Origin of the sequence: Marinilactibacillus sp. GCM10026970 (assembly GCF_042660675.1) — a bacterium.
GTDB lineage: Bacteria > Bacillota > Bacilli > Lactobacillales > Carnobacteriaceae_A > Marinilactibacillus.
The window spans coordinates 199,484-225,857 of record NZ_JBHSUL010000027.1 but is presented as its reverse complement, the minus strand read 5'-3'; the positions used below and the strand labels follow the sequence as shown (position 1 = coordinate 225,857).

Annotated in this window: 37 protein-coding genes and 1 pseudogene; 29 read left to right on the top strand and 9 right to left on the bottom strand. The window is 35.2% G+C overall.

Annotation, left to right across the window (positions count from 1 at the left end; translation table 11 throughout):
- Window positions 1-9: 9 nt before the first annotated feature.
- Window positions 10-837 carry an ABC transporter permease gene (locus ACFP65_RS08545; protein WP_379917685.1) on the bottom strand — a complete coding sequence of 276 codons (828 nt, stop codon included), beginning with the start codon at window positions 835-837 and terminating at the stop codon, window positions 10-12.
- A gap of 93 nt (window positions 838-930) precedes the next feature.
- Window positions 931-1,836, bottom strand: coding sequence for an ATP-binding cassette domain-containing protein (locus ACFP65_RS08540; RefSeq protein ID WP_379917683.1), 906 nt, complete (start codon window positions 1,834-1,836; stop codon window positions 931-933).
- Between the two features lie 231 nt (window positions 1,837-2,067).
- Between ACFP65_RS08540 and ACFP65_RS08535 the strand changes: the two genes are divergently transcribed.
- Together ACFP65_RS08535 and ACFP65_RS08530 are read left to right on the top strand one after the other, a co-directional pair.
- Entirely contained in the window at window positions 2,068-2,748 is a 681-nt protein-coding gene (locus tag ACFP65_RS08535; RefSeq protein WP_379917681.1) for a histidine phosphatase family protein, read from the top strand.
- 29 nt (window positions 2,749-2,777) lie between these two features.
- Window positions 2,778-3,554, top strand: a complete 777-nt coding sequence (locus tag ACFP65_RS08530) for a Cof-type HAD-IIB family hydrolase (protein WP_379917679.1) — start codon at window positions 2,778-2,780, stop codon at window positions 3,552-3,554.
- A gap of 62 nt (window positions 3,555-3,616) precedes the next feature.
- On the opposite strand, the gene ACFP65_RS08525 is transcribed toward ACFP65_RS08530, so the two are convergent.
- Together ACFP65_RS08525 and ACFP65_RS08520 are read right to left on the bottom strand one after the other, a co-directional pair.
- Window positions 3,617-4,141: a hypothetical protein gene (locus ACFP65_RS08525; RefSeq protein WP_379917677.1), complete on the bottom strand. Its 525-nt coding sequence runs from the start codon at window positions 4,139-4,141 to the stop codon at window positions 3,617-3,619.
- A 114-nt stretch (window positions 4,142-4,255) separates the two neighbouring features.
- Complete coding sequence (locus ACFP65_RS08520) at window positions 4,256-4,666, bottom strand: hypothetical protein (protein ID WP_379917675.1); 411 nt, start codon at window positions 4,664-4,666, stop codon at window positions 4,256-4,258.
- Window positions 4,667-5,147: 481 nt separating this feature from the next.
- On the opposite strand from ACFP65_RS08520, the gene ACFP65_RS08515 reads away from it, so the two are divergent.
- The 4 genes from ACFP65_RS08515 to ACFP65_RS08500 all read left to right on the top strand — a co-directional run bounded on the left by ACFP65_RS08515 (window position 5,148) and on the right by ACFP65_RS08500 (window position 7,534).
- Window positions 5,148-5,345: a hypothetical protein gene (locus tag ACFP65_RS08515; RefSeq protein WP_379917673.1), complete on the top strand. Its 198-nt coding sequence runs from the start codon at window positions 5,148-5,150 to the stop codon at window positions 5,343-5,345.
- A 157-nt stretch (window positions 5,346-5,502) separates the two neighbouring features.
- Window positions 5,503-5,844 carry a hypothetical protein gene (locus ACFP65_RS08510; protein WP_379917671.1) on the top strand — a complete coding sequence of 114 codons (342 nt, stop codon included), beginning with the start codon at window positions 5,503-5,505 and terminating at the stop codon, window positions 5,842-5,844.
- A 37-nt stretch (window positions 5,845-5,881) separates the two neighbouring features.
- Window positions 5,882-6,280 carry a VOC family protein gene (locus ACFP65_RS08505; RefSeq protein WP_379917669.1) on the top strand — a complete coding sequence of 133 codons (399 nt, stop codon included), beginning with the start codon at window positions 5,882-5,884 and terminating at the stop codon, window positions 6,278-6,280.
- A 207-nt stretch (window positions 6,281-6,487) separates the two neighbouring features.
- Complete coding sequence (locus tag ACFP65_RS08500; RefSeq protein ID WP_379917667.1) at window positions 6,488-7,534, top strand: YrzE family protein; 1,047 nt, start codon at window positions 6,488-6,490, stop codon at window positions 7,532-7,534.
- Between the two features lie 180 nt (window positions 7,535-7,714).
- Here ACFP65_RS08500 and ACFP65_RS08495 read toward each other — a convergent pair whose 3' ends face one another.
- A complete protein-coding gene (locus ACFP65_RS08495; RefSeq protein WP_379917665.1) occupies window positions 7,715-8,854 on the bottom strand; it encodes a hypothetical protein in 1,140 nt (379 codons plus the stop codon).
- Between the two features lie 412 nt (window positions 8,855-9,266).
- On the opposite strand from ACFP65_RS08495, the gene ACFP65_RS08490 reads away from it, so the two are divergent.
- From ACFP65_RS08490 to ACFP65_RS08410, 17 genes and pseudogenes are all read left to right on the top strand, one after another.
- Window positions 9,267-10,079: a hypothetical protein gene (locus ACFP65_RS08490; RefSeq protein ID WP_379917663.1), complete on the top strand. Its 813-nt coding sequence runs from the start codon at window positions 9,267-9,269 to the stop codon at window positions 10,077-10,079.
- Between the two features lie 196 nt (window positions 10,080-10,275).
- Complete coding sequence (locus ACFP65_RS08485) at window positions 10,276-10,689, top strand: hypothetical protein (protein WP_379917661.1); 414 nt, start codon at window positions 10,276-10,278, stop codon at window positions 10,687-10,689.
- A 262-nt stretch (window positions 10,690-10,951) separates the two neighbouring features.
- A complete protein-coding gene (locus ACFP65_RS08480; protein WP_379917659.1) occupies window positions 10,952-11,752 on the top strand; it encodes a formate/nitrite transporter family protein in 801 nt (266 codons plus the stop codon).
- 221 nt (window positions 11,753-11,973) lie between these two features.
- Window positions 11,974-12,900, top strand: a complete 927-nt coding sequence (locus ACFP65_RS08475; RefSeq protein WP_379917657.1) for a sugar phosphate isomerase/epimerase family protein — start codon at window positions 11,974-11,976, stop codon at window positions 12,898-12,900.
- A gap of 39 nt (window positions 12,901-12,939) precedes the next feature.
- Complete coding sequence (locus ACFP65_RS08470) at window positions 12,940-14,313, top strand: PTS transporter subunit EIIC (protein ID WP_379917655.1); 1,374 nt, start codon at window positions 12,940-12,942, stop codon at window positions 14,311-14,313.
- A 24-nt stretch (window positions 14,314-14,337) separates the two neighbouring features.
- Entirely contained in the window at window positions 14,338-14,799 is a 462-nt protein-coding gene (locus tag ACFP65_RS08465; RefSeq protein WP_379917653.1) for a PTS sugar transporter subunit IIA, read from the top strand.
- 33 nt (window positions 14,800-14,832) lie between these two features.
- Window positions 14,833-15,492: a ribulose-phosphate 3-epimerase gene (gene rpe, locus ACFP65_RS08460; protein WP_379917651.1), complete on the top strand. Its 660-nt coding sequence runs from the start codon at window positions 14,833-14,835 to the stop codon at window positions 15,490-15,492.
- Complete coding sequence (gene rpiB / locus ACFP65_RS08455) at window positions 15,492-15,929, top strand: ribose 5-phosphate isomerase B (protein ID WP_379917649.1); 438 nt, start codon at window positions 15,492-15,494, stop codon at window positions 15,927-15,929. Before rpe ends, rpiB begins: the two co-directional genes overlap by 1 nt.
- A 119-nt stretch (window positions 15,930-16,048) precedes the next feature.
- Window positions 16,049-16,789: a DeoR/GlpR family DNA-binding transcription regulator gene (locus ACFP65_RS08450; protein WP_379917648.1), complete on the top strand. Its 741-nt coding sequence runs from the start codon at window positions 16,049-16,051 to the stop codon at window positions 16,787-16,789.
- A gap of 96 nt (window positions 16,790-16,885) precedes the next feature.
- Window positions 16,886-17,308, top strand: a complete 423-nt coding sequence (locus ACFP65_RS08445; RefSeq protein ID WP_379917646.1) for a GNAT family N-acetyltransferase — start codon at window positions 16,886-16,888, stop codon at window positions 17,306-17,308.
- A 623-nt stretch (window positions 17,309-17,931) separates the two neighbouring features.
- A pseudogene (locus tag ACFP65_RS08440) lies at window positions 17,932-18,066 on the top strand (tail fiber domain-containing protein); the annotation flags it as partial.
- A 450-nt stretch (window positions 18,067-18,516) separates the two neighbouring features.
- Window positions 18,517-18,681 carry a hypothetical protein gene (locus ACFP65_RS08435; RefSeq protein ID WP_379917644.1) on the top strand — a complete coding sequence of 55 codons (165 nt, stop codon included), beginning with the start codon at window positions 18,517-18,519 and terminating at the stop codon, window positions 18,679-18,681.
- 161 nt (window positions 18,682-18,842) lie between these two features.
- Complete coding sequence (locus tag ACFP65_RS08430; RefSeq protein ID WP_379917642.1) at window positions 18,843-19,145, top strand: hypothetical protein; 303 nt, start codon at window positions 18,843-18,845, stop codon at window positions 19,143-19,145.
- Between the two features lie 673 nt (window positions 19,146-19,818).
- The gene (locus ACFP65_RS08425) at window positions 19,819-20,046 is read left to right on the top strand and encodes a hypothetical protein (protein ID WP_379917640.1); all 228 of its coding nucleotides are present in this window, start codon (window positions 19,819-19,821) and stop codon (window positions 20,044-20,046) included.
- A gap of 627 nt (window positions 20,047-20,673) precedes the next feature.
- On the top strand, window positions 20,674-20,901 hold the full coding sequence (locus ACFP65_RS08420; RefSeq protein ID WP_379917639.1) for a hypothetical protein: 228 nt from the start codon (window positions 20,674-20,676) through the stop codon (window positions 20,899-20,901).
- Window positions 20,902-21,009: 108 nt separating this feature from the next.
- The gene (locus ACFP65_RS08415) at window positions 21,010-21,234 is read left to right on the top strand and encodes a hypothetical protein (RefSeq protein WP_379917637.1); all 225 of its coding nucleotides are present in this window, start codon (window positions 21,010-21,012) and stop codon (window positions 21,232-21,234) included.
- Window positions 21,235-21,383: 149 nt separating this feature from the next.
- On the top strand, window positions 21,384-21,653 hold the full coding sequence (locus ACFP65_RS08410) for a hypothetical protein (RefSeq protein ID WP_379917635.1): 270 nt from the start codon (window positions 21,384-21,386) through the stop codon (window positions 21,651-21,653).
- A 223-nt stretch (window positions 21,654-21,876) separates the two neighbouring features.
- Here ACFP65_RS08410 and ACFP65_RS08405 read toward each other — a convergent pair whose 3' ends face one another.
- From ACFP65_RS08405 to ACFP65_RS08390, 4 genes are all read right to left on the bottom strand, one after another.
- Complete coding sequence (locus tag ACFP65_RS08405) at window positions 21,877-23,022, bottom strand: site-specific integrase (protein ID WP_379917633.1); 1,146 nt, start codon at window positions 23,020-23,022, stop codon at window positions 21,877-21,879.
- 114 nt (window positions 23,023-23,136) lie between these two features.
- Complete coding sequence (locus ACFP65_RS08400) at window positions 23,137-23,697, bottom strand: hypothetical protein (protein ID WP_379917631.1); 561 nt, start codon at window positions 23,695-23,697, stop codon at window positions 23,137-23,139.
- Window positions 23,698-23,708: 11 nt separating this feature from the next.
- Entirely contained in the window at window positions 23,709-24,146 is a 438-nt protein-coding gene (locus ACFP65_RS08395) for an ImmA/IrrE family metallo-endopeptidase (RefSeq protein WP_379917629.1), read from the bottom strand.
- Between the two features lie 4 nt (window positions 24,147-24,150).
- Window positions 24,151-24,588, bottom strand: a complete 438-nt coding sequence (locus ACFP65_RS08390; RefSeq protein ID WP_379917627.1) for a helix-turn-helix domain-containing protein — start codon at window positions 24,586-24,588, stop codon at window positions 24,151-24,153.
- 302 nt (window positions 24,589-24,890) lie between these two features.
- Here ACFP65_RS08390 and ACFP65_RS08385 point away from each other — a divergent pair, with 302 nt between their 5' ends.
- The 6 genes from ACFP65_RS08385 (at window position 24,891) to ACFP65_RS08360 (ending at window position 26,370) form a co-directional block, all read left to right on the top strand.
- Complete coding sequence (locus tag ACFP65_RS08385; protein WP_379917625.1) at window positions 24,891-25,088, top strand: helix-turn-helix domain-containing protein; 198 nt, start codon at window positions 24,891-24,893, stop codon at window positions 25,086-25,088.
- An 11-nt stretch (window positions 25,089-25,099) separates the two neighbouring features.
- Window positions 25,100-25,297, top strand: a complete 198-nt coding sequence (locus ACFP65_RS08380) for a hypothetical protein (protein WP_379917623.1) — start codon at window positions 25,100-25,102, stop codon at window positions 25,295-25,297.
- A 117-nt stretch (window positions 25,298-25,414) separates the two neighbouring features.
- Window positions 25,415-25,633 (top strand): hypothetical protein, encoded by a 219-nt coding sequence (locus ACFP65_RS08375; protein ID WP_379917622.1) that lies wholly within the window; start codon window positions 25,415-25,417, stop codon window positions 25,631-25,633.
- Window positions 25,617-25,835 carry a hypothetical protein gene (locus ACFP65_RS08370; RefSeq protein WP_379917620.1) on the top strand — a complete coding sequence of 73 codons (219 nt, stop codon included), beginning with the start codon at window positions 25,617-25,619 and terminating at the stop codon, window positions 25,833-25,835. The genes ACFP65_RS08375 and ACFP65_RS08370 overlap by 17 nt, the downstream gene beginning before the upstream one ends.
- Window positions 25,832-26,092 carry a helix-turn-helix domain-containing protein gene (locus tag ACFP65_RS08365; protein ID WP_379917618.1) on the top strand — a complete coding sequence of 87 codons (261 nt, stop codon included), beginning with the start codon at window positions 25,832-25,834 and terminating at the stop codon, window positions 26,090-26,092. The genes ACFP65_RS08370 and ACFP65_RS08365 overlap by 4 nt, the downstream gene beginning before the upstream one ends.
- A gap of 14 nt (window positions 26,093-26,106) precedes the next feature.
- Entirely contained in the window at window positions 26,107-26,370 is a 264-nt protein-coding gene (locus tag ACFP65_RS08360; RefSeq protein ID WP_379917616.1) for a hypothetical protein, read from the top strand.
- Window positions 26,371-26,374: the final 4 nt, after the last annotated feature.

Genomic DNA, 26,374 nt, shown 5'->3' with positions numbered 1-26,374 from the left:
ATAGGTGTATTAATTTTTGTTGTTATAAAGTCGCATAGTCAGTGGTGCAAAAATGACAAGCATGATACCTGACGCAATGAGTGTCCAAAAGATAGCAGTAGAGACATCATACCCATGCATCAGTCCTCTGACAGCATCTACAAGCATAGAGATTGGATTGATTTTAACAAAAGTTTCCAGAATGCGAGGCATTGTACTTGGGTCGACAAAAGCACTACTCAAAAAGGTCAAAGGAAAGATGACCATCATTGCACTAGCCATCAAAGCATTTTCAGATTTCAAAACGAGTGCTAAAACATTCCAAATCCATGAAAGACAGAAAGAAAACACAAGCAAAAGGCCCACTGCTAGAATAATACCGATTAAGCCACCTTCGGGTCTGAAGCCTAAGATCATAGCAAACAAAATCATGATCATTGAAGCAATGGTGTATCTGAGCGCATCGAAAGTCATTGCACCTACCAGAGAAGAAGGTCCCCAGATCGGTAACGTTCTTTGACGATCGAAAAAGCCTTTTTGAATATCTTTATTTAAATCAAGCCCGGTGTACATGGTAATCTGGGTGACAGTCTGTACTAAAATACCAGGTAGTATAAATTGAAGATACTCCTGAACCGAACCAGCAATAGCACCACCAAATAAGAAAGTAAACATCAGTAAAAATAAAATCGGCATAGCTGTAATATCCATTAGTGCCATTGGAGCATGTTTCGTTCTGAGTAGTGCACGCATGGCGAATATTTGTACAGACACAATCGGACTAGGGGGTGTTGGACGTTGTTTTGACAAGATTGCTTGTTGTAGCTTTTCTTGATTGATGGTCTGATTCTGAGCCATTTAAAATCCTCCTTTTATTTCACGATAGATGATTGCTCTGTAATAGATACTGTTTCCGACTCTTCTGTTAACGCTAAAAAGACTTCGTCTAAGCTAGGTTGACCTAAAGAGAAGGTAAGCCACATCAATTTGTTGTTCAGCGAGTGCAGCTAGCGCTTTTGTAGCATCAGAAGGGGTTGAAATCTTGATATGCAGCTGATCGATCTTAGAAGACTCATGTAGAATTTCTCCCGCGCTGTCTTCTAGGATTTCTTCAGCTCTGGATCTATCTTTTTGAGACTTCAATGTCACATGAAGCATGTTGTTTCCTAGGGAGGCTTTCAGATCATGGGCCGTTCCTTCGGCAATGATTTTACCTTTATTAATAACGGCTATTCGATCAGCTAACTGATCAGCTTCTTCCAGATATTGAGTCGTTAAAAGTACAGTCGTACCCGCGTCTGTCAATGCACGAATCACAGCCCAGACCTGGTTTCGGCTCCGTGGATCTAATCCCGTTGTCGGTTCATCGAGAAATAAGAGATCTGGAGTAATAACGATGCTTGCTGCTATATCTAGACGCCTGCGCATACCACCGGAGTAATCTTTCGCTTGTTTGTTAGCAGCTTCAGAAAGTCCAAAAGCATCTAACAATTCAGCAGCGCGTATTTTTGCTTCTTTTTTTGAATAGCCCACTAGTCTTGAAATCATCGTGAGGTTTTCTATTCCACTCAAATCCTCATCAACAGAAGCATACTGACCAGTTAAGGCAATTCGTGGACGGATTTTCTTTGGTTGTGAAGCAACATCGTAGCCAAAAACGCTAGCTGATCCACCGTCAATTGTTAATAAAGTAGCCAGCATTCTCAAAGTAGTTGTTTTTCCTGCACCGTTGGGGCCAAGAAATCCGTAGACAGATCCTTTAGTGATTTTAAGATCGATAGCATCAACGGCTGTAAAGTCTCCAAATTTCTTGACCAAGCCATTTACTTCAATTGCATAATCTTCTGTTTTGACCACAAAACACACCTCTTTATGTTTATACGAGCCTATTAGGTCAGTTCATCTTAAGTCTCATTTATTTAATTGAAATATACCTTACTTTAAAATGGGATACAACAATTATTTCACCTATAAAGGAGTTTTGCAAAGATTAATCAGGATAAGTTTGCTTTCATTCTCTTCGCATCAGCAAAGTAAGTCTGTTACAATAAAGTAGAAGATATCATTTTGGAAGGAGCAACAATTAAGATGACTACTAAGGGTGTTGAAATTTATTTTGTTCGTCATGGAGAAACGTATTTGAATCATTATGGACGCATGCAAGGATGGAGCAACGCGCCACTAACTGATGATGGCATTGTTGATGTACATCGTTGTGGACGTGGGCTAAAAGATGTCAAGTTTGATGCAGTCTACACAAGTGATTTAACCCGTACACAAGATACTGCTGGAATTATTCTTGAAGAAAACGGCCAAGCTGCAAACATGGATATGGTTCAGATGCCAGAATTCAGAGAAGTATTCTTTGGTTCTTATGAAGGGATGTATGGATCGGAAGCATGGGGAAATGTTGCTAAGCATATGGGGTACGAAACTTCACGTGATATGTTCTTGAATACAGATATTCCTGAGCGTATGAATGCATTTAGAGAAGCTGATCCTTACCATGACGCGGAAGACTTTATGATGTTTTGGAGTAGAGTTGAAAAAGGATTGCTTAAACTGATTGATAAACATCGTGATACAGGAGAGAGAATTTTACTTGTCGCTCATGGTGGAACGATTCGCTATATTCTACAAAACTTAATTCCTGATTTGGATGATACGACGGCTCTTTTAAATGCGAGTGTTTCTGTAGCAAGTTACCATGGCGGAAAATACCACTTAGATCGTTACAACGACGTGTCCCATTTCAAAGACGAAGCATAACCTAAACTGAAAGAATTGAGGCGTAATGATTGAAACCAACATCACTAGTATTTTTTGATTTAGATGGAACGTTACTGAATGAACAATCACAACTGGATACAGATGTGATTGAAGCGTTGTCTGAATTGAAGAGAAACGGCGGGGTACCTTTTATCGCCACCGGTCGTAGCCACCTTCAGGTAGAACATGTACTGAAAGAAACAGTGATCGATTCGTTTATTTCTCTCAATGGTCACTATATTCAGTATGAAGGACAAGATATTTACGAAAGTATATTTGATCAAGATTTATTGGACCGTATTCAAACTGAAGTTGAGAATCAGGACATTACGGTTGCTTATTATAGCAAAGAAGGATTTAAACTGACTAGAAGAGACGATAATGCCGTTGCAGCTTATCAGTTTATCCATACAGATACTCCAGAAATTGATGAATCCTATTATGAAGAAAAAGATATCTTGATGGTTTTATTATTCACACAAGATTTAGTAGTGGATGATGTTTTTCACAAGAATTTTCCAGAACTTTCATTTTATCGTAATTCACCTTATTCAATTGATACGATTCTCAAAGAAAACTCAAAAGCAATCGGTATTCAGAAACTAGTTGAAAAACTAGGTCTAGAAGGTGTACCGACATATGCGTTTGGAGATGGTCCTAACGACATCGAAATGCTTGAAGCAGCTGATTATAGTGTAGCGATGGGCAATGGAACACTAGAAGTGAAAACTTTGGCTGATTATGTTGCTAAAAAGAATACAGATGGTGGGATTATTGACGGTTTGAAGCATTTTAATTTAATCTAATAAAATAGGCACAGTCTACTTCACTGATTGAATGCAATCAGGAGAAGAGACTGTGCCTATTTTTAATCATTTTTAGGTATGATTGGTTCTTCGTCTTCTTCTACAAGAGAGACAGGGAAAAACTCTTTACTCGTGCATAACAAGAAATCTAGTGCGAAATCATTATGGAAACCTTGCAAGTTATACACGATGTTCTCACCATTTTGTAGTCTATCTTTTCGGAATAGAGAAGGATGAAGTTTCTTGACGACATCAATTAAAGCCAGCAAGAGCATGTCGGGTGTTTTAAGTAAGTTTCTGAAATCTTCTTTACTGAGTCGGTAACTCTTGAAAAATTCTTCGGTAAAGTCATTGTCCGGTCTCAATGCAGAGACGAAACGAAGACTAGTTGGTGTCATATATCTCAACTTAAATGAATCGCTTTCTCGATCATAAATGATAAAATCAGCTGAATAAAGCTCGTGGTCCATTTCAAATAGCAGCTTATACTTTTTAATATCGCTATTTTTTAATTCAGGATCTTCATCAATCATGGTGTTGAATTCCTTTAACAAACTATCTAAGATTCTCATTTGGTCAAAGTTCATTTAACTTACCTCCTTTTCGTTTTTATTATAGCACTAACAAATTCACAACGCACATCAAAACCTGCAAGTATCTATTACGTAAAGTGGGTTTTATTAGACATTAAATCAACGCTATTATTCAGATTCTGTTCGCTTGTTATGCCACTTAAGAACATTATAGAGTTTAATATGTCGAATCAGTTCTATATTCACTCGTTTAATCCTGCCATCTTTTAATTGTAAGATGATTTTTTCTCCTAAATATCCCATTACTAGACATTCAACATCCGGATAATATTGCCCGTCTTTGAGTACGTTTGCTTGAATGGAAACAGGAGATTTCGTAACATAAGCCTCATAAAGAATAGTGGAAATATCCTCTATGGTCATCTCTTCTTTAGGAGGAATATCGACTTGCTGATCTTCTGCCTTCATTTGTTTTAATGCTTCTGTATGATCTGATAACATCATACCCAACCATTTCATTTTCCCACGATCTATGTAACCTAGCTCGTCTGGGTTTAATAATACGACTTCTTCTGTCATATTTACCATTCCTTTATACGAAAGTATGTTCCTTTATTTAATAATAAGAACATTTGTTCGCAAAGTCAAGGTAAAAAGATCATAAGAAAAAACTAGAGAAAATGTTCTCCAGCTTTTATCAAGATTTTTTATATCTGTCTACAAGGTAATAGCTGATTCCGCTAGCAAAAAGAATAAACAACACCATCGCCATAGCACAAACACCTCTTTGAATTTGATGATGACTCATATGAATTTAGAGAAATACAATGTTGTACTTATTTATAGAGAACGTGCTTGTACTACATATAAGTAATATCAGCAATATATTGACCATATTTAAACTATTTTTCATTGATATTATACTCACTGTACCCTATGAAAAGCAATACTTGGAAAGTACGAATTTAAAATAAATTTTACTGAGGCATCTAGAAGTGTTGTATTTGAATGTAAAATGAGATATAGTTTTCGATAGAAACTTTTGAAGGGGTTTATGGATGTGAAGAAATCGGATGAAATTTTAATCAGATGGTTATTGGAACATAGTGATAGATCATTAAAGGAAATTGCTTCAAAAACGGAAATAGATCAGAACACCTTAATAGAACTAAAACAGACACCATCAAATATATCAGAAATTAACGAAGAAATTCTTTACAAGCTAGTTGCCTTTGCCAAAAGAGTGGGAGCAGAATAATCTGTTTCCACTCTTTTGATTTTAATAAAAGCTATTTAAAAATAAGTATAGAGTATAAGTGCTTATTGTAGCTATTTCAAAGTTGTTTTATATACTTTAACTATAAAGAAAGGATGTGTTCATAATCCGACTTAAAATCAATAAAGATATTTTAACTATGTACAAAAATAAGTACGGGAATAATCAAGCAATCACTGGATACGGAGAAGAAGTGAAAGCTCTTCCTTTTCTATTACCGAGACATTTTGTTGTCGTATTAGATAAAGAAGCGCTGACGATTGTTGAACTAGATAGAAAATTCAATGAAAAATCAGTTGGGAGTATACCGGTTTCTACTATACAGACAGTCAAAATAATAGGACCAGTTGTCAAATCCGTTACAGTCAAAACGACAGATAGAACAATCAAATTCGTTATCAAACCAACGATTATGGGAATCAGCAAGGAGCAGTCTGCTTTATTAACTTATTTGAAAACACATTTCAAACAATCCAAGTAAATACTGGCTACTGATGGTAGCGCTAAGGAGACCTACAATGAATCGGATTAATCTTATTGCATTAGGTGTTTTGAATATAGAAAAAGCAAGAACATTTTATAAAGGACTAGGGTTTCAGTGTTATGACGACTCGCCAGATGCTCCAATCATCTTTTTTAATAATCAGGGTACAAAGTTAGAATTATTTCCATTGGAACAATTGGCTACAGATATAGCTGGAGATGAACCTATGAAGATCAACAGAGAGGGATTCAATGGAATAACATTGGCCATGAATGCAAAGAAAAAAGAAGAAGTTGACGAAATCATGGAACGTGCATGCTCTTTGGGTGCTGAGATTGTTAAGGAACCAGTCTTTGTTTCTTGGGGAGGATATAGTGGCTATTTTAGAGATTTAGACGGTTATTACTGGGAAGTCGCTTATGCCGATACCTAGGCATTCGATGATCAAAATATGCTTGTTATTGATTCGTAATATTAGAATGTTTTGAAATTAAAATACCGTTTACAAAGAAAACTTGTTATATCAAGCATTTTCACTTAATAAAAGGATGGTTCTTAAGTCATATGAATTGATTGCACAACATACATGGTGTTATATTACAACTACGATATAATTACATTTTGTAAAGGAGAAATAACCATGAAAAAAAGAGTCAGACATTACCTGGGAGCAGGAGAAACAGAAGCAGGATTTAATTTATCTTGGGGCGCGGTAATTGCTGGTGTTGTGACAATATTAGCATTGATGTTAATGCTTAGCTTTATCACTTCTGCAATTGGACTTGGCGTCGCTGAACCAACTTCAAGTAACCCACTTGATGGTGTAGGTACAGGTGTTGCGATATGGACAGTCATTGCCTTTGTATTAGCTTTCTTCGGTGGAGGATTCATCGCTGGAGCTACATCAAGACGCGTTGGATTAGTTCACGGATTCTTAACTTGGGCATCAAGTTTAATCGTTTTAGTTATTATGCTTTCATATCTTGCCTCAGGTATATTTTCACTAGCGGGATCTGTTCTAGGAACTGTAACAAATGCAGTAGGATCAGCTGCTGAAACAACGATCGATTTAACAGGTAGCGCAGTAAGCACAGGCTTCGAAAGCGCAGCACAAGGTGTTGAAAATGTAGATTCGGATGAATTACAAACACAAGTAGATTCTGTATTACAAGATACAGACATTCCTGAATTACAACCTGACTATTTACAAGGTCAAGTTTCTGAAGCAACAGATGAAGTAGCGGCAGCTGGACAAGAAATTGTTACTAATCCAGATAACGCTGATTCAATTATTTCTGATTTACTAGATAGCTTAGAAGAAAGAGCGACAACAATTGGTGATGCAGCGGATGAAGATGCAATCGCAAATGCAGTTGAATCAAATACTGACTTATCGCAAGAAGAAGCAGATGAAGCAACTCAAAACATCGTTGAAGCTTACGAGAACACCACTACACAAGCACAAACAACAATCGAAAACCTACGTGGTGAAGTAGAAAACCTACAAACACAAGTAGATCAAACGATTCAAGATGCACGGGTTCAAGCAGAAGAAGCAACAGATGCTGGATCTAAATATTCAATCTGGGCATTTATAGCATTACTACTAAGCATGATTTTGACTTCAGTAGCTGGATTGTTAGGATCTAACACAGTGAAAATGTCTAAATCTGAAAGTAGAGTATAACCAATATAAATAGAAAAGAGAGCGCCTGGCGCTCTCTTTCTTTATGAAAAATTTAGTCAATAATTTCGACCGTAGGAAAAGTAAAGAAAGTAGCGCTGGATAGCTTAAAAATTCAAAAAAGAAGGAATCATTGAAGTTATTCGTAACTTCGATGATTCCTTCTTTTTTGTCGATAGCCTATTACCTTTCAGGTGCTCTATAGCCGGCTGCTTCTGCTTCCGCAGCTGTTTTGAACCATTGTACTACATTTTTAGTTCTACCATAATAAGTACTTCCAGGAATATGATAAATACCATTCACAGATCCTTTTATCGCACCTTCACCATTTTGTTGAACATAAGTCTGTCCGCCAGCATTTGGAGTTGTACTTTGAGTACTATTATTATTGGAATCGCCGTTACTTTCAGAAGAACTATAGCTTTCGCTACTTGTAGCAGCGGCCGCTTTTTCTTCATCAGCTTTTTTCTGTGCAGCTTCTTGGTCCGCTTTTTCTTGTGCGATACGGTTTTCTTCGGCTTCTTGAGCTTGGCGCTCTTCCTCCGCTTGTTGCGCTTCAACTTCAGCAATGGAAGTATCTAGTTTTGATAAACGAGCAGTTAACCCTGAGTCACTTGGAGATAAAGTAGATGAAATAGATACCGCAGCTTCATAATCTTCTCTAGAGTTTGATTCTTCAGCGACTTCTAGTTTGCTAATAGCGTCTTCAAGAGCTAACTCATATGCTTCAATTTCTGGTTCTAGTGCCAGTAGCTGATCTACTAAAGCTTGATTACCATCAGGTATGGCTGCGATAGCTTTATTGGCTAACTCAGCATTCTTGCGAGTAGGTGATTGTTCTACTCTTTTAATAGCAATCTCAGCTAATCTTGTTTTTTCATCAATATCATCTTGTTTTTCTTTTTCAAGACGTTCCTGTTCCAATCGCTGCTCTTCAGCAACACGTTCTTCTTCAATTCGTTGTTCTTCAACTTTTTGTTCTTCAGCAATGCGTTCGGCTTCGGCTGTTTCTACTGAAATATACGTAGTAGATACACCTAGAAGAAGTATACCGAATAATAAAACCAATAAAGAAGAACGTTTCTTTTTCCTTCTTATAATTGCGTAGATAAAATAAGTAATAGCAGATAGACATAATAATAAACCGGAAAATAATTGGTAATCAAATATAGTTCCAGTTGATAGCATATAGCCTAAAGCAAATGTACCAATAATAGCAATAATGATTTTCTTGATACGTGACCAGTCTGTTTCTTTAAACATAAAGTACAAACCGATAGGGAAAAAGCAGATAAGCCAAAAAATGACTTTCATATTTTGCATTGAGATAAACTCCTTAAAATGGTAGTAACAGTAAATTCTAATCGATTAACAGTTCAATATAAGTTTAAAATAGATCTTATAAAAAATGATAATAGATATAATGAAAGACTGTTCTAATAGTAAGAGTACATTAAATATTAATACAAACATAGCTTAACTTACGAAAGAATGAAAAACTCACTAAATAGATTGAATTATAAAATTGTCTAATTAAAAAGGTATAGTGAAGTTAAAGGGTTAGTCGTTTAAATTTAGCACTATTTTAATTAAAATATTTGTTTATAAGTTTATTTAAAATAAACACTTAAATAGATATAGTTTGAAATAAAAGTGAATATTTTGTTCACAACTATACGGTGAAAAGACGATACCTTATGCTATGCTCTTCTTAAATAAGAAAAGAGGTTAAAAGATGAAAAAACTAGTCGTAAGTATTATGACATCGGCATTACTATTGGTTGGGATTAGTTGGAATACAAACACTACAGTTGAAGCTCAAACAGTTCCATTGATGTATACAAGCCAGTCAGCAGTATCTAAAGCTATCAAACCTAAAACAGCCATAAGTACTACTAAAGTAGCTACTCGTTCCAAAACCAAAGAACCAATGAAAGTGAACTACTCAACGCTTATGCAGTCTTCTGGGTGGCAGCCGAAAGTAAATAACGGGAAAACCTCAGGTACAGTCGGAAAAGGTAAAAGACTAGAGGCGATTAAGATCGAACTCTCTAACCCTGAGTTTAAGGGAGGTATTACTTATCAGACCAATGTACAGTCAAAAGGCTGGTTAGGTTGGAAATCTAATGGACAGGTTAGTGGTACACAGGGAGAATCGAAGAGATTAGAAGCCATCAAGATCAAGCTTACGGGTGAAATGGAGAAAAAATACGATGTGTACTACCGCGTTCACTCTGAAACATTTGGTTGGCAAGGTTGGGCTAAAAACGGGGAAGCTGCTGGAACGGTAGGCTTTGGGTTCAGACTTGAAGGAATCGAAGTCAAGCTAGTCAAAAAAGGAAACAAAGCTCCTGGAACAATCAACAATATATTTAGAGATGGTAATAAAAAGTATGTAGATACTAAAGGAAAAGGATTGATAAAAGGATCTAACAATAAAATTTATCACATACCAAACTCTCAGTACTATAAAACGACAACAAAACCGAAAGCCATGTTTATCACAGAAGTTCAAGCTATAAAAGCAGGATATAGACCAGCCAAATAACTCGTCAATAAAGAGGCTTCTATAAGTCTCTTTTTTGTTTTGTTAAAAACAGAGTCATTTGACTAGTTTTTTTCTGTATGGTAACTTGATTAGAATGGAAGAGGGAAAATGAATAAATATCTAATGATTAGGGGAACCTACGGAAAGCAGTACATATATGTTCAAAATACAAGTAAATAGAAAAGAAGGTTTTAAGTTGATAAAATTAAAAAAAGTACTTATAAGTAAAAGTATGCTAACGGTAGCGCTTCTATCTGCATGTAGCATAGAATCCTCATCAGAAGTGGATCAATACATAAAAGAATCAGTTGAAGAGGGAGAGATGTATAGTATGTCTCGTGCTAACGGTGGACTCTTCCTAAGCTTTGATGAAAGAGGCTTGACCTATTATGGAGTTAGTACATATGAAGATCTATACGATACGCCCTTTGAATATTTAGAAAGTTACACAGACTATGAGCTCGAGTATGATGAAGAGGAAAGTCTTTTGACGATTGAAATTCCTGAAGGAAAATACGAATTGAAAGTTTATAGTCCAAAAGTATTTCGTGATGATTTGAACAACATTGATTTGACTACTCAAAAGTCGTTTATTTCAAATGGAACATAAAAAAAACTATCAAAATTTATATAAAGTATCTACTATCATTCAATTAGAAAATAGTAGATACTTTTATTTTTTTGAAAATAAGCGATTGTGTCAGTGATAAAGAGAAAGTTTTTCTTAATGGCAAAAACAAATGATCACTTAAATTATAGAGTGAAAATGAAACCGATTTTCTGAAAGTATTTTGAAAATCCTATTTTCAATTGATTCAATTGGTGGTAAAATACCTATATAGTGAAATGTTGAACAAAAGGGATGGATTATAATGGATGCCAATTATCAAGGATTATTTTATTCAATAGAAACAAGTATCGAAAAGAAAAAGCAATTATTTGAGAAGAGTCCTTCTCGTTATATCGTAAGAGCCATGCTAGCCACACTTTTTCTAACACTTGGAACGGCTATCGCTGTGATTACCGCCCAGTCAGCTGAAAAAGTAGCACACGGTTCTGGGAAATTTTTATACTCATTCATGTTCAGTTGGTCACTTGTCATGATTATCTATATGAATGCAGAGTTAGGAACCTCAAACATGATGTACACAACCATCGGTGTTCACCGCAAGTTGCTTACATTTAAGAAAGCCGTCATGATATTATTCGCGTGCCTAATCTTTAATTTAATTGGAGGAATCTTAGCAAGCTATCTTGTTTCTTTAACTTCAACTTTTCAAAATCTCCCAGCAGATCATTTCTTATTTACTGCAATAGAGCATAAACTCGAAAAAACACCGCTTCAAGTATTCACAGAAGGGATCTTTGCCAACGTTATCGTAAATACCGCAGTGTACTGTACGATTCGTATGAAAGATGATGCTGGAAAAGTCATGGCTATGATCTTTATTATCTTTATCTTTGCATTTTTAGGATTCGAGCACGTCATTGCCAACTTTTCTTCCTTCCCACTGGCTTATTTTGCTTCAGGTGGAGCAATAGCTGGAATGACAAGTACCGCTCTGGCAACAAACTTATTTTTTGCAGCATTAGGTAATTATGTAGGTGGCGGTCTGGTGATCGGTTTAGTCTATTCTTGGATGAACAGAGGAGATCATGTTTATCTAGACTAGTGTGGATCCGAATATAAGAATAACTAAATACGATGATTAAAAGAGGCGTAATCAGGAAAATGATTACGCCTCTTTCTTTATCCAGTAGTCCTTAGCTACTAGGTAAAATTGATTAATAATGAAATTAAATGGAAATATATGATTTAAAATGAAATAAAATGGTTGTTTTTGAATTTTGAAAGTGCTATTATGTGTTTAACAAAAATATTGGAGGTCATGAAATGAAGACTGCAACTAGAATTAATTCATTTTTACCAAAGTTTGATAATGATTTAGAAAAAGTATTTGAAGAATTTAGTCGTATCGGATTAACACATGTAGATTTAAATTACCCGGAACACACAAATGATTTTTCTCCAGAAGAGATGAAAGCATTACTGGAAAAAAATAACCTAAAAGTTAATGGGGTTGCTTTAAGATTTAGAAAAGATTTTATCAATGGAGAACTTGGAAATTCAGATCAAAAAATTTCTAAACAAGCTGTTCAATTATGTAAAGAAGCTGCTGATTATTGCCGCGCTATAGACGGAGAAATCGTTACAGTATGGTTAGGCTTTGATGGATTTGACTATTCATTCCAAATCAATTACGAAAAAGTCTGGGAACAAATCAAAAATTGCTTTATCGAAGTTGCAGATTATGCACCTGACTTGAAATTAAGTATTGAATACAAACCCTTCCAGCCAAGAGCTTATGCTTTCATAGATAGTTTGGGAATTGCAATGACCATGATGAGTGAAATCGATCGTGAAAACGTTGGAATTACATTAGATTACTGTCATATGTTGATGAAACACGAAAATCCGGCATATGGCGCTAGCATATTAGGAAGCCGTAATAAATTATTCGGAGTCCACTTGAATGACGGATACGGATTAAACGATGATGGCTTGATGATTGGTACAAGTAGTCCAGTGAAAACTTTTGAATTCATTTACTACGCTAAATTACACAATTACGACTCTGCCATTTATTTTGATACTTTCCCGATTATTGAAGATCCAGTTGCTGAATGTGAGCGTAACTTGAAAATGATCAAACTAATTGATGAAAAAATCGACCGTATCGGTATGGATAAAATCCAAAATATTATCAATCAAAACAGCGGTGTTAAAGTTAGCGAACTAGTCCTAGAAATCTTATCTTAAGATAAGATTTCTAGTTCTAACAAATCAGGAGGTATTAAAATGGACTATAAAAAAATGGCACAGGAAGTATTAGATGAAATCGGTGGACCAGAAAATGTTTCTAATATGACTCACTGTGCAACCAGATTAAGGCTTAATTTAAAAGACACATCGATTGTTGATGATAAAGCCGTTAAAAATATTGAAGGCGTAGTCAATGTTGTCAATAAAGCAGGACAGTATCAACTTTTGATCGGTACAGAAGTTCCAAAATTGTACGATGAATTTGAAAACCTTATCAAAGGAAATGGAAACATATCAACGGATGCTTCTAATGGAGAATCAGGCAGTATCATCAGTAATATCTTTTCAGCGATATCAGCAATTTTTGCACCCTTACTACCGGCATTAGCAGGTTCAGGTATTTTACGAGGTCTATTAATTTTAGGTGTTCAACTGGGACTAATCAGTGAGAACAGCGGCACATATTCAATCATGTTCGTTGCTTCAATGAGTGTTTTTTACTTTTTACCAGTATTGTTAGCGTTTACCTCTGCTCGAAGATTTGGGGCCAGTCCTTATCTATCAGCTTTGATAGGAGCGGCGCTGATCCATCCTGACTTTATTGGCTTGATGGGAGATGCAGGTAATGGTGTAGTGACCGACTTCTTCGGAGTCCCTGTTGTATTAATGAACTATAACTCTACAGTTGTACCAATCATCTTATCAATCTGGGCATTCTCCTATCTATATAAATTCCTAGATAAACATATCCCAGATACATTAAAGCTCGTTATCATCCCATTGATTTCTTTGGGAATCATGATTCCTTTAACCGTTATTGTTATTGGACCGATCGGTGTTTATAGCGGAGAGGCTGTTGCCGGAATGGTTAATTGGTTGATTGAAAGAAGTAGTATTCTAACAGGAATCGTCATTGGTGGTGGTTGGAGTGTGCTTGTAAGTCTAGGAATTCACTGGGCCGTTAATCCGATTATGATCAATAACGTTTCAACTTACGGATTCGACTATATCGTTCCATTCACATTCGCATGTAACTTTGCTGTTATCGGAACAACAATTGGTATTTACTTTAAAGCGAAAGATAAAAAGTTAAAAGGCTTTGCAGTAACAGGATTGATTACAATTGTTCTATCTGCAATCATCGAAGCTACCTTGTTCGGTCTATTAGTGAAAAACAAAAAACTATTTTTGGCACAAATTATTGGTGGTGCAGTTGGTGGAGCCTATCTAGGGCTGACAAAAGTTGTTACAAATGCATTCGTATTTGGTAGTGTTACAACTTTCCCAGCATTTGTAACTGAAAACAACTCTAACTTTATCAACGCAATGATTGGTTTAGCAATATCGTTAGTTGTATCAGGGATTCTAGCCTTCTTCTTTACGAGACAAGATGAAAAACTAGCAGAATAAATAATAGTTTTGAAAGGATTTAATATGAAATTTTTTGAGAAGAAACTTACGGTTTACAACCCGGTAAAAGGAACTGTGAAAAAAATATCTGAAGTGAACGACGAGATGTTTTCAAAAAAATTAATGGGTGATGGATTTGCTGTCGAACCAGACAGCAACGATATTTACTCGCCGATTAAAGGGAAAGTCATTTCTGTATTTCCTTCTAAACATGCCATCTCGATTAAGGCAAAAGGTAATCAAGATGTTTTGATCCATATCGGTATTGATACAGTAGAACTGAATGGTGATGGATTTGAATTAAACGTCACGGAAGGTGATACAGTAGACTACAATACGAAACTCGTATCAGTAGATTTTGATTATGTAAAAACGAATGGTAAAGAAACAGATGTGATTGTTGTATTTCCAGAAACAGAAGACAAAGAATTATCAGTTGAATATGGCGTAACGAATCAAAACAAAGAAATTGGGCTATTAAAATAGTCACTTTAAACAGTTAAGACAGGAGGAAGATGAATGTTATTTTGCCCTTCGATGATGTGTGCTTCTTTCAATCATCTTGAACAAGAAGTTAAAGCATTGGATGCTGCGGGAACGGATATTTTCCATATTGATATCATGGATGGAAACTTTGTACCTAATTTTGGTATGGGCACCCAGGATGTAACAGCAATAAGAGAAAGCACAGATAAACGAGTAGATGTGCATCTGATGATCTCTAATCCTGGTGATTATGTTGAGATGTTCGCAGATTTAGGAGCGGATATCATCTATATCCATCCTGAAACAGATATCCAAGCAGCAAGAACATTAGCTAAAATAAAGGAAAAAGGAAAGACAGCTGGTATTGCGATCAATCCTGGAACATCCATCCATCAAATAGAGGAATTATTACCACTGATTGATTATTTAATGGTCATGACCGTTAATCCTGGATTCGCTGGTCAGAAATATCTTCCGTATGTAGATCCTAAAATAAAGAAGTTAGTTGAACTCAAGGGGACATTTAGCTTTGAACTTATGGTCGATGGTGCCATCTCAGAACCCATTATTCAAAGACTGGCAAAAATAGGCGTAGATGGATTTGTCTTAGGAACATCGACATTATTTGGTAAAGAACAGTCTTATAAAGAGATATTGGACCGCTTAAAACAAGATAAAGAGGTGAGTGTATAATGAAAATTGCTATAGGATCAGACCATGTAGGATTTGAATTAAAACCAACTATCGTGGAGTATTTAACTGAACTAGGGCACACAGTAGAAGACTTTGGCGCACATTCGGGAGACCGTGTAGATTATCCTGACTATAGTAAAAAAGTTGCTGAAGCAGTCCTTTCTGACGAATTTGAAAGAGGTATCTTGATTTGTGGTACTGGTGTTGGGATTTCTATTGCAGCCAATAAGTTCAAAGGTATTCGTGCAGTGGTTTGTAGCGAACCGTATAGCGCAAAATTGTCTAAAGAACACAACAATACAAATATCCTCGCTTTTGGATCAAGAGTAGTGGGGCGAGAACTTGCTAAACTGATCGTCAAAGAATGGCTGGACGCCGAGTATGAAGGTGGGCGCCATTCAAAAAGAGTAGAGAAAATCGGAGAATTTGAAAACTGATTCGGTCTATAAATAAGTAAGATCAATGGTGCTTTGCATCTATTGATCTTATTTTTTTCAAGTAAAGCAAAAAGGTGTTAAAATAGAATTATACATTTAAATAAAAGGAGGAAAAAATAGTGATTCCTTACGAAAGGCAAGAAAAGATATTAGAAAATTTAAATAGAGAAGGTATTTTGAAAATTGAAAGTCTACATAAGCTCATCCCAAAAATATCGATTTCTACGCTTAGGAGAGATTTAAAGGAGCTAGAAAAGAACGGTAAAATTATTATGCTGACTGGAGGCGCTGTTAAAGCAGCTTCATCAGCGGTAGAGCTATCGATCAAGACTAAACAATCTTTATATTCCAAAGAAAAAGAAATGATCGCCAATTTAGCATTAGATCAAATCAACGATGGAGAAGTGATTTACTTAGATTCTGGAACAACTTGTACGGCATTCTTAAATAAAGTTATCAATAGAAAAATCACAATTATTACAACGAATGCGAGTGTATTAGGTATAGCTGAAGATATCGTAGCGGAAGTGATTATACTTGGCGGTAATTTTAATCCAAATATTTCTTCGCTCAATGGACCTTTAACCGATAGCAATTTACAAAAATTTAATTTTGATAAGGCTTTTTTAGGTGCAAATGGTGTAGATGTCAAAAAAGGTGTGAGTACACCTAATCTCGTCGAAGCCAATAAAAAGAAAAACGTGATCAAAAATTCTAAAAAAGCTTTCCTGCTTTGTGATAGCTCGAAATTTCATATTAATTCCACAGTCAAATCATTTGAAATAAATGAAGTGAGTATTATCTCAAATGCGTATGACGAAAAAATCGCTGAGAAAACGGAGTTGATCTGTAAAGCTTAAGTGTAAATTATAAGTTCAAAAAGAAACGCTTCTATAGAAGAAACAAATTAAAAGAAAGCATAATCATAAAAAAAGTTGAACTACGGAGGGTATTAAATGATCAACTTAAAAGAAATGGAATTTGAGAAGTTAGAACTAGAGATTGAAAAGATCTTTGACCAGCAGAATGAAGATACATTTGAGCAAGTACCAGAACGGAACGCCGAGAAAATCGTTATAGGCGCTTATGACGGAGAAAATCTAGCGGGCGGAATTATTGGAAGCAAACAGTACCAGAATGTTCATATCAATATGCTGGCAGTCAAAGACGACTATAGAGGTCACTCGGTAGGAAGTAAGCTTTTAAAAGAAGTTGAAAAAAGATCAAAAGAAATGGATATTATCCACATTACACTTTCTACAAAAAGCTACCAAGCAGAAGGTTTCTATAAAAAGCACGGTTACGAAGTATTTGGTATACTTGAAGACATGCCGTTTAAAGGGGTAACGAAATTTTATTTTTATAAAAGATTAGGGTAAACATAAGACTATCTTATGAATATATACCAATAAAGGTATATGCATGAGGTGGTTTTTTTTATGTCTATGAATAAAGTGAATGATGTGTCAATGTTTCATAAGTGACATGTACTATTACTATAAAAAAGAGAAGTTGGATATAAATGGATTTTATATGGCTGATCCCGGTAGCTATGATTCTGTATTTCGGTTGGAGTAAATCGGACAAAGACAAATAGTAAATTTTAAGTTCTTGTCCATAATTGAAATAGGACTTGCTTTTGGCTATATAGGGTTTATACCATGTTCGTAGGATAAATAAAAGAGGAACACCGCTATACCGGTATTCCTCTTTTTATTCTTCCTATACAGATGTTTTGATGTCGGTTTCTGGTGGATCTGTAAGAGTTATGGCTTATGGTGATGGAGGAAGTTACACTTCAGTCGAAGCTCTTATGGTTTACACCAATCATTCATTGGAGAAGTCAATAAGATATATCGAAAATAGAATAGAAACACCTCCTGATGGTGATAGGGAAATAATTATATCACCATAAGGCAATGCTGGTGTCAGAGTTAGAAATACTGCTGTAGGATATTACCTAGTTTATGCAGCAGGTTTTGTAAACTTATCTAGTAGGAAACTAAAGACAAATACAATTGAGTTCAGAAAGAATGACTTAGAGGTTATAAGCGACCTAAAAATTGTGGAATATAATTTGATAAGCGACTTAGACAATGGAGTTCGGCTTGGTTTGATAGCTGAATACAGTCCATGAGTATAATCTATGGATGGATTTGGAGTTGATAACTGTAGGGTGAGTGCTTACTTTATTAAGGTCATGCACGAATTATATGATAAGAAAATAAATTTTAGTTTAAAGTTACTTCTTTAAAGATGTATTTAAAAGGTCGAGCATCTCTCGGCCGCTCGAAATTGAAAAATAAGCTCATAAAAAATATGATTTATGATGAGGATGAAAGAGCCGTCATCATAGAATTCGGTGATCGGACATACAAATGGAAGGAGGAAAAGCTTAAGAGGGGAAAGAGACGCTCAAAGATTTAAAAGAGAAAGAAGGGGAAGCGGACTTGTCCAATTATAGGAAATGGTCTAAAGTGCTGAAGTAAAAAATTCTCAATTATGATGAAGCACTTTCTGGAATCAAGGCAGATACATGGGCAGTATTAGTCGAACAAATTGAAGACAACCAAGAGGAGGAAAAATAATGAATGAACAGCTTGAAATAAGAATGACGAGATATATTTTCAAAGTAGATCAAAACGGTGATACAGAAAATGTACTCGTTAATTATCAATCTTTCGCTGACAATAATCAATTTACTACGCAGGTAGAATTAAAGCGGAATAAATACGACTTAGACGATATGTAACGATTAGGATTTGATAAAGCCGATGGAGATAAAATACGCGGATGGTTAGGAGCAGGCGAATAAGTTTGCCTCTTTCAAGAAGCATAAACTGCGCTCCGGCTCCTTTTTTATAGTATAGTAAATACTGTTAAATAAAATATGTTATTTGAAGAGGGATTAAAGTGGAACAAATAGTAACTAGAGCAACTATTATTAGGGATAAAAATGATAAAGTCTCGAGTATCAAAGTTTTTGTTTCTGGAGAAGGCGTTGATAAGCAATATGAAATCAAAATTGGGGGACAATTCATATTAGAGTCTCCGCATGAGCGATTTGAAGGCTTAAGACACCGAATGGTCAGAGTTGAGGGGTTTGAAGAAATACCATCGGGGTATTGTGTTCGTGTATTTCAGATAGAAGCTCAAGAAGAGATAACTGTAGGTATAGAGGAATTAAAAAATATATTTAAAAAAAGTAGCCAATGATGGCTATCTTCTATTTAAAATACAACTAGTGTTATATTTTATTAACTATCACGAATGTGGTAGCTTTTAAAGAAGGTAGGATAGAGATATTGTATAGAAAAAATTTTGGATTATAAAATAAGAAATTTTCACAGAGAACTTGCAGTAAGCTATGAAGAACTAATAGAACAGATTGAAGAATATATTGAATAGTACAATACTACTAATGAAAAGAAAAAACTGGCTTAAGCTCAGTAGAATACCGAACTCAAGCCAACTAATCGGCTATATAATTTTAAATTTTTTGGTCAGCACCGTGCTTAATTGTATGAAGGCTTTTTTTTTCGAAAAAAACTGTTTGAATCCATATCTTGTAATTGCCCAAATGAAAATAAATCCTAATACAATCATTGGAAAATACAAGGCTCCCGTTATTTTTTAGGTAAAAGATGATTTACATGGTATGATTGTACGAGAAAAAATTCAAATGGATGGTTTTTATTTATTGATTATTTTTTAAGACCTCGATGTAGTCGGCTTATTGTCAAGGTTATATTTCGAAGAATACGTCTCTTACCCGATAAGCCTTTCGGAAAATCGAAATGTCAGTATCTGTCGTCAAACTAGTCGTATATTGTTTGAAAAGAGTTATGATATTACAAGCGTGATTTTAAAAAGATATAGGAGAATATTAATGAACAATAGTTACCGTTGGTTAGTAGAAAGAGTAAATAAAGATTTAGAGAAATTTGGGACAAGTCAAAAAGTATATACCATTTTAAGAGAAGACCCCGAAACAATTGTAGATTACTTTGTATCAATTAAGAAACTACCCGATATCGTACGTATAAAAAGCAATAAATTGAAAGTCAAACAAGTGACTTTGGAAGAGTTGAAAAGTATGATTGTATGCGATTCGTAATACTGACTTGTTTTTATTGAATATTATCGGTAAAATTCGGTTACATGGATAATATCTACCATCTGTCTATGGAATGAGGTCCTCGCCTCTAAGATGTGACCCTCGAAAAATACGAGGGTCTTTTTTTATGAACTGCATTCCCTAATACCTGTGTGTTACATTATCAATAGTTTAGACGTTATAAGTTCCCCTTTCGCTGTCTTTCAGAATAAGGTATGATTGACCGACACGATAGGAGAATACAAATTGAGAACTTATAAATGGCTGTTAGATAAGCTAAATAATGATCTTAATCATTACGGACCAACACAGAAAGTTTATGTGCTTATAAATGAAAAGAATCATATGTGTGAGGATTATTTTATATCTGCCAGAAAAGTACCTGATTCGATCAGATTAAGGAGATATTCTCAAAAAATTAAACGAATCTCTTTGTCGGAATTAAAGGAAAAAGTCACTTAAATGCTAATATTAACGATTAAGTAACAAAATCGCTATACATGACGTGCACGGTTCTATAATTTCTTGAATTTTATTAGTTTATTTTAGAAACGTATTAAGAAATACTACTTTGAAACACAAAAAAATGGTAAGCTTGTACACGCTTCAAAGTAGGAGGAGAGCACATTGGCAGAGACGAATAGTCTACTGATGATCAAAGTTCAAAAAGATCTCGGTGAGTTCGGACCAGATAAGATCGCTTTCGCGGTTGTATCAAATGGAGAGAAAAAAGTTATACAAGACTATTATCTAGACGTAGAGGAAGTTCCTATGATTATTGATTTGTTTATGAATGATCTTGAGGTAAAAAAAGTCCGGCTTGGATACCTCTACGAAGTACTATCTGGTGAGTAGATTTTTGAGAGAATCTACAAAAAATCCCCTTCATTATGAAGGGGATTTTCTATTTAAAGCGGATACAAAGGATGGTATACTTGCTTAAAAAGGTGGGAGAGGATTCGAATGGCGCTAATTTATAATTGGTTGTTAGAACGAGTTAAGCTTGATTTGAAAAAGTACGATCCCGACACGATAGTTTTTGTATTGGTAGATTTGAATAAAGAAAAAACGGTTAAAGAATATTACCATGACTCATCGAATGTTATTCCGCTTAAAGGTTACAACTACTTATTGCTCAATTTTGAGGAAATGACATTAGAAGAATTGTACATACTACTGAAAGACTAGCAATTACAAATTGATATATTTGACTATACATATTATACTTAGGCCACATAGTGCACTATCTTGTCATAGTCCTATGATGTGAGGTTAACGCCTCGTATATGTTTGGCCCTCGCTTTGGTGGGGGTCTTTTTTTATTGGAGGAATAGTAAATGTCAGACAACCTACACAACATAAGAAACGAATGGATTAAAACACAAGCTGATTTAGATGATTACAAGGACTTTCAGGTTTGGTTTAGTGGAGTTTTAGAAGAGAATATCAATGATGTAATATATGGCATTAAAGAAGGTACGGAAGCTATGAAGAATGGCCACGATAAGATTGAAATGTTCAGATTCATTCAAACTAACATAATGAAGCAAAACGATTTTTCTCTAACAATGTTTAAGCAGTATAAAGAAAAAGGAGTGGACAAATAGTCTGCTCCTTTTTTGGCTATGTTTTTGGCTGTGTCTGGCTATGTATTCTAACTTCTCATAGCATAAACAAAAGAAGAGGAACACCGTTATATCGGCATTCCTCTTCTTAATTATTCCTATACGGATGTTTTGATGGAGCTGAGGGGAGTCCGGTATACGTTAATTTAAGTTTGATACAAAGGCTTATTTTAGTTTTTGACTCTCCTTTTGACTCTCCTGGAAGTTAAAAGTCCAGATAATCAGAAAAGCGCTCAGCGGATTTATCGATGCTTGCTTTCGTAGTATGGGTATACACATTCATAGTTGTTTTTATGTCACCATGTCCAAGACGATCTTGGACTTCTTTCATTGTAGCACCAGACTCAAAGAGTAAAGAAGCATGAGTATGACGTAGGTTGTGAACAGGGATGAAATCTAAGCCGGCTTTATTAGCGCATCTTAGAAGCCATTTTCTTGATTTAGATGGACTGATCCATTTTCCAGATTCACTAGTAAAAACGAGTTTGAACGGATTTGTTTCTTTCCATTCTAATAACCACTCAATAGTCATGCTATCAAGGGTAACATCACGAGTGCTTGTATAATTCTTTGGATCTTTTAAGTAAAGTTCAGTTTTAGTTTTTTGATTCGTATTATGTTCGTCCTTTTTCTTTCTTCTACCAATAGCTTTATCAATCGTTAGTGTTTTGTTTTCAAAGTCTATATCATTCCAGGTCAGGGCCATAGCTTCGCCCATTCTTATGCCTGTAAAAGCTAACAGCCTAAGCAAAGCTTTACCCTGAAGGTTATCCCAGTCATCCATTTCTTTTACTAATAGCTTTAATTCTTCTTTTTCGTAAAACTCTTTCTTCTTATTTTTGATATCTTTTTTTACTTTGGGTTTAGTTACTAAGTCACAAGGGTTGGCTACTAATATATGAGCAATTCGTGCTCGTGTAAATACTCTACTAGTTTCGTCTAACCATTTACTCGCGTTTTTGTAATGACTCCATTCGTTGACTTGTCTTTGAATCATTTCTGAAGTAATGGAAGTAATCAGAAAATTTCCGAAAGCAGGTAGTATACGGTTATTAAACATACCATCATTTTTGAGAAGAGTAGACTCTGATACTGTTTTAATATAACCTTCTCGCCATTGCTCGTAAACGTCTTTGAATGTAAGTTTAGTTTTATCTTTAATTTCAAAGTAAGTACCTTCAGCTACTGCAGCTGTTATTCTCTTCAGTTCTATTGTGGCTTCTCTTTTGGTTCTAAATCCTCGACGAGTAGTCTTTGATTTTTTTCCGGTAAGAGGGTGAATTCCTGTATATACTGTAAATTCAAAGTTGGTTTCTCCATTTTTTTTAGTGTACTTCTTAATTTCAGCCATTATCAGACATCCTTATCTATGATATAATAAGGATAAGCAAATAAGCCTATCCTATAGGTTATTTTGTAGCAACGCATCCATCACTTCTTGGCGGGAGAGTGGATGCGTTTTTTGTTATTTTTTACTTACAAATGTTTGGCCACAATCTCTGCAGTGCCAGGTATTTTTTTTACCATCTTTTCCAGCAAATCCTGCAATTGTTCCAATCCCTCCAGTAAGAATAGCTCCAGCGGCAGCTTTCCCCACAGAAAAGTTTTTCTTGTTGTTTTTCATGAATTCAACATTAGTACTCTTACAAGATGTGCAACGTATAGCGTTTTTGTTTGCTTTTGGCTGTTTTTGTGTACTAGTCTTAACTGTTTGAGTTTTAGATTTAAGACTGTTACCTGGTTTGAATTCTACTTCTAATTCTTCCATAGAATCAATTAGGGTATTAACTAAATCTTGCTGTTTCTTGGTGTAGAAGAAACCTCTTTGAACAATATGAATAGAAGACGAAGGTTGATCACCAGTTTTGCTAAAGTAAACATATCCGTTTTCTATAGCAGAAGGTTTAAATACATAAATAATATCTAATTCATAATTATCGATAACGTTATTTTTACCTAACGTAATTCTTTTACCATCAAACTCAACCATTGTTTTTGGGAAAAAACCTAATTTTTCTGAAAACATATTTTCCTCCTTTAGTATTTATCTTCCTTATGTATAAATCTTTCCATTTCATAGGGAAGACCATAGTAATCCAGAATGTCATATTTACCCCTGATTTCATACTCTTCGTGAGATCCATCGATCAATAGTTTTGTTGCAAACTCATTTGCTTCACGTTCTACAGTCCACTCAGATTTTAACGTAGCTTTGGAGAGCTGAGGAGTGTTCTCATTTGGATGAATCAAAGCATGCCCTAATTCGTGAGCACAAACAAAGTTTTCTATATTTTTCTGAAGACTATTATTGATATGAATAAATTTTATTCTAGATACACTATTATAATATCCTAAAATATCACCTAAATCTTCGTATAAAACTAAAATATTTTTTTCTTCTGCAATTTCGAGAGGGTTTCTAGTCTTGAATTTTTTTATCACTCTATATAAATGCTGGTCAACTAGCTCGCTCAAACAATCACTCTCCACGATGCTTTCTAGGTGTGAATTTTTTCTTAGCCATCTGTTTACCTACTCGTAGAGAATTCTCCAATGAAATTAAAAGTAACTGCTTAGTTTCTTCGCTCATAGGCTCTTCACCTTTGGAAAAGGCTAATGATTCAGCATGTGCTAAGTCATCAATCAATCTTTCTAAATCTTTTTGTAGATCTCTTTCATCTGTATTTGATAACTCCCAATAGTTTCTTTTATCGGTTCTACCTAATAAATAATCAATAGAAACATTAAAGTAGTCAGCAATTAATGCTAAAGTTTCAGCTTTAGGCATAGATTTTTTCCATTTGCTAACACTTCCTTTTGAAATGTTGAGATCTTTTTCGAGTTGAGATACTGAAAACTTTCCTTTTTCTCTCTTTTTTTCTTCTATTAAAAATTCTAAGCGTTCTTGAAAGCCCATGGTTGTCATCCTTTTTAGGCTAACGAAAAAATATATAGAAAACTTTCAACTTTATAGTTGACTTAGTTGAAAGTTTTCAGTACACTGTGTTCGTAAGCTAATTTAATAAGCGAACAACGTACGCAAAAAGTTCCATCACTCAAACATCCTTGGCGGGGTAGGTTAGAGAATAGTGTAATTTTACACGTTTATTTGCTGTACTCTTATAGTAGAAAACTTTCAACTTAATGTCAATAGTTTTCAACTAAATTCGCTTATTTTTTTCGCTTACTGATTACTATATCAGGAGGTGACGACTATTGATGGTCGCAGAACATAAAGCAACCTTAGAAACCCGAGTAAGAATTGCATTGATAGAAAACGATATGACACAAACAGACTTAGCAAATGAGTTGGGCATATCAGCTTCTTATCTTTCGGATTTATTAAAACAGAAAAGAACTGGATCTAAAGCGCAAGAACGAATTAAAACAATGAAAAAATATTTAAACATATTCTAGGAGGGATTAGCTTGAGTAAGACAACCATGGTCAATGGAGGCCAGATAGTTAAAGCCTTTATTGAAGCGTTGAATGAATTCATAGAAGTTGAAGGCGACTTACCAGAAACTATAAGTGTAGTTGCAGCAGGTGGCAAAAAAGAACTTGGTCATATCCAAATTAAAAAAGTCGTTTTCGAACATCCGTTAGTGGAGGGGAATAATAAATGACCACTCTACAGTATCTAATAATAGTCTTACTAATCATGTCTGGAATCATTTTTAGTATTTGTGCTTTATTCCAACTTGAAAAATTAGATAAACAAATAAAGGAGTTGAAAGAAGAAAATGAAGCAATGCGTAGCATACGGAGTCAATTCGAAGAAAGTAATCGCTGAAGGAACTGAAGCAGAGATATATCGGAAAATAAATAAAAAGTATCCGTGTTTCAAAGTAGTAGTAAAACGCAGAGACGGCAGAACAGACAAAGAACGAATGGTAGATCCCGTTTTACCTGAAGCAATCCGAATAGTGAAAGCAGGTGACTTCTATGCTGGCATGGTTTAAATACACCATATGGACGCTATTAGGGATTCTACTAACACTCGAAGCTGTCAGATACGAGTTTGAAAGAAGAGGGTCGCTAGAATTTGGCGGTGAATATTTCTTCCTATTATTACCAATTATAGTGTATTTTATAAAAGCCATCTGGAGAGACAGTAAAGAAATGATGTCAGAAACTTTGTCAGAAGGGTGGATTGAAAGATGAATCTACTAAGTCCGGAAACGGAAAATCAGTTGTCAGAATTGATTATTAACCTCGTAGAAAAAACTGTGAGATCTGCAATTGAGACTGATGATGTTAGATATTTGCGACAAGCAGAATTAATGAAATATGCAGGTGGGGTAAGTAAAGAGACTGTGCGGAAGTGGGTAACGATGGGGCTGAAAGAAATAAAAATCGGTGGAGTTGTTATGTACGACAAGCAAGATGTAGATCGATTTATGATTCAACACAAGATTTAAAGGAGGTGATAATAATGCCAAAAGTACACGCCGAGAATGCACTGATTTTTCGTGAAAACGTTGGAACAGTTAAAACTGATTATGGGAAGGAAATTGAACTAACTACTTCAATGAATCGCTCACCAATCGTTCAAATAGAAGGACGGTTCATCAGTTTCGACTGGGAAGAGTTAATTGAACAAGCACAACAACCACAACAAGCACTAGATAAAAAAAAGAGTCCAACGCTGCCACGTCAGACTCAAAGAAATAATTTACTTGAACAGAGTATAGCATAAAAGG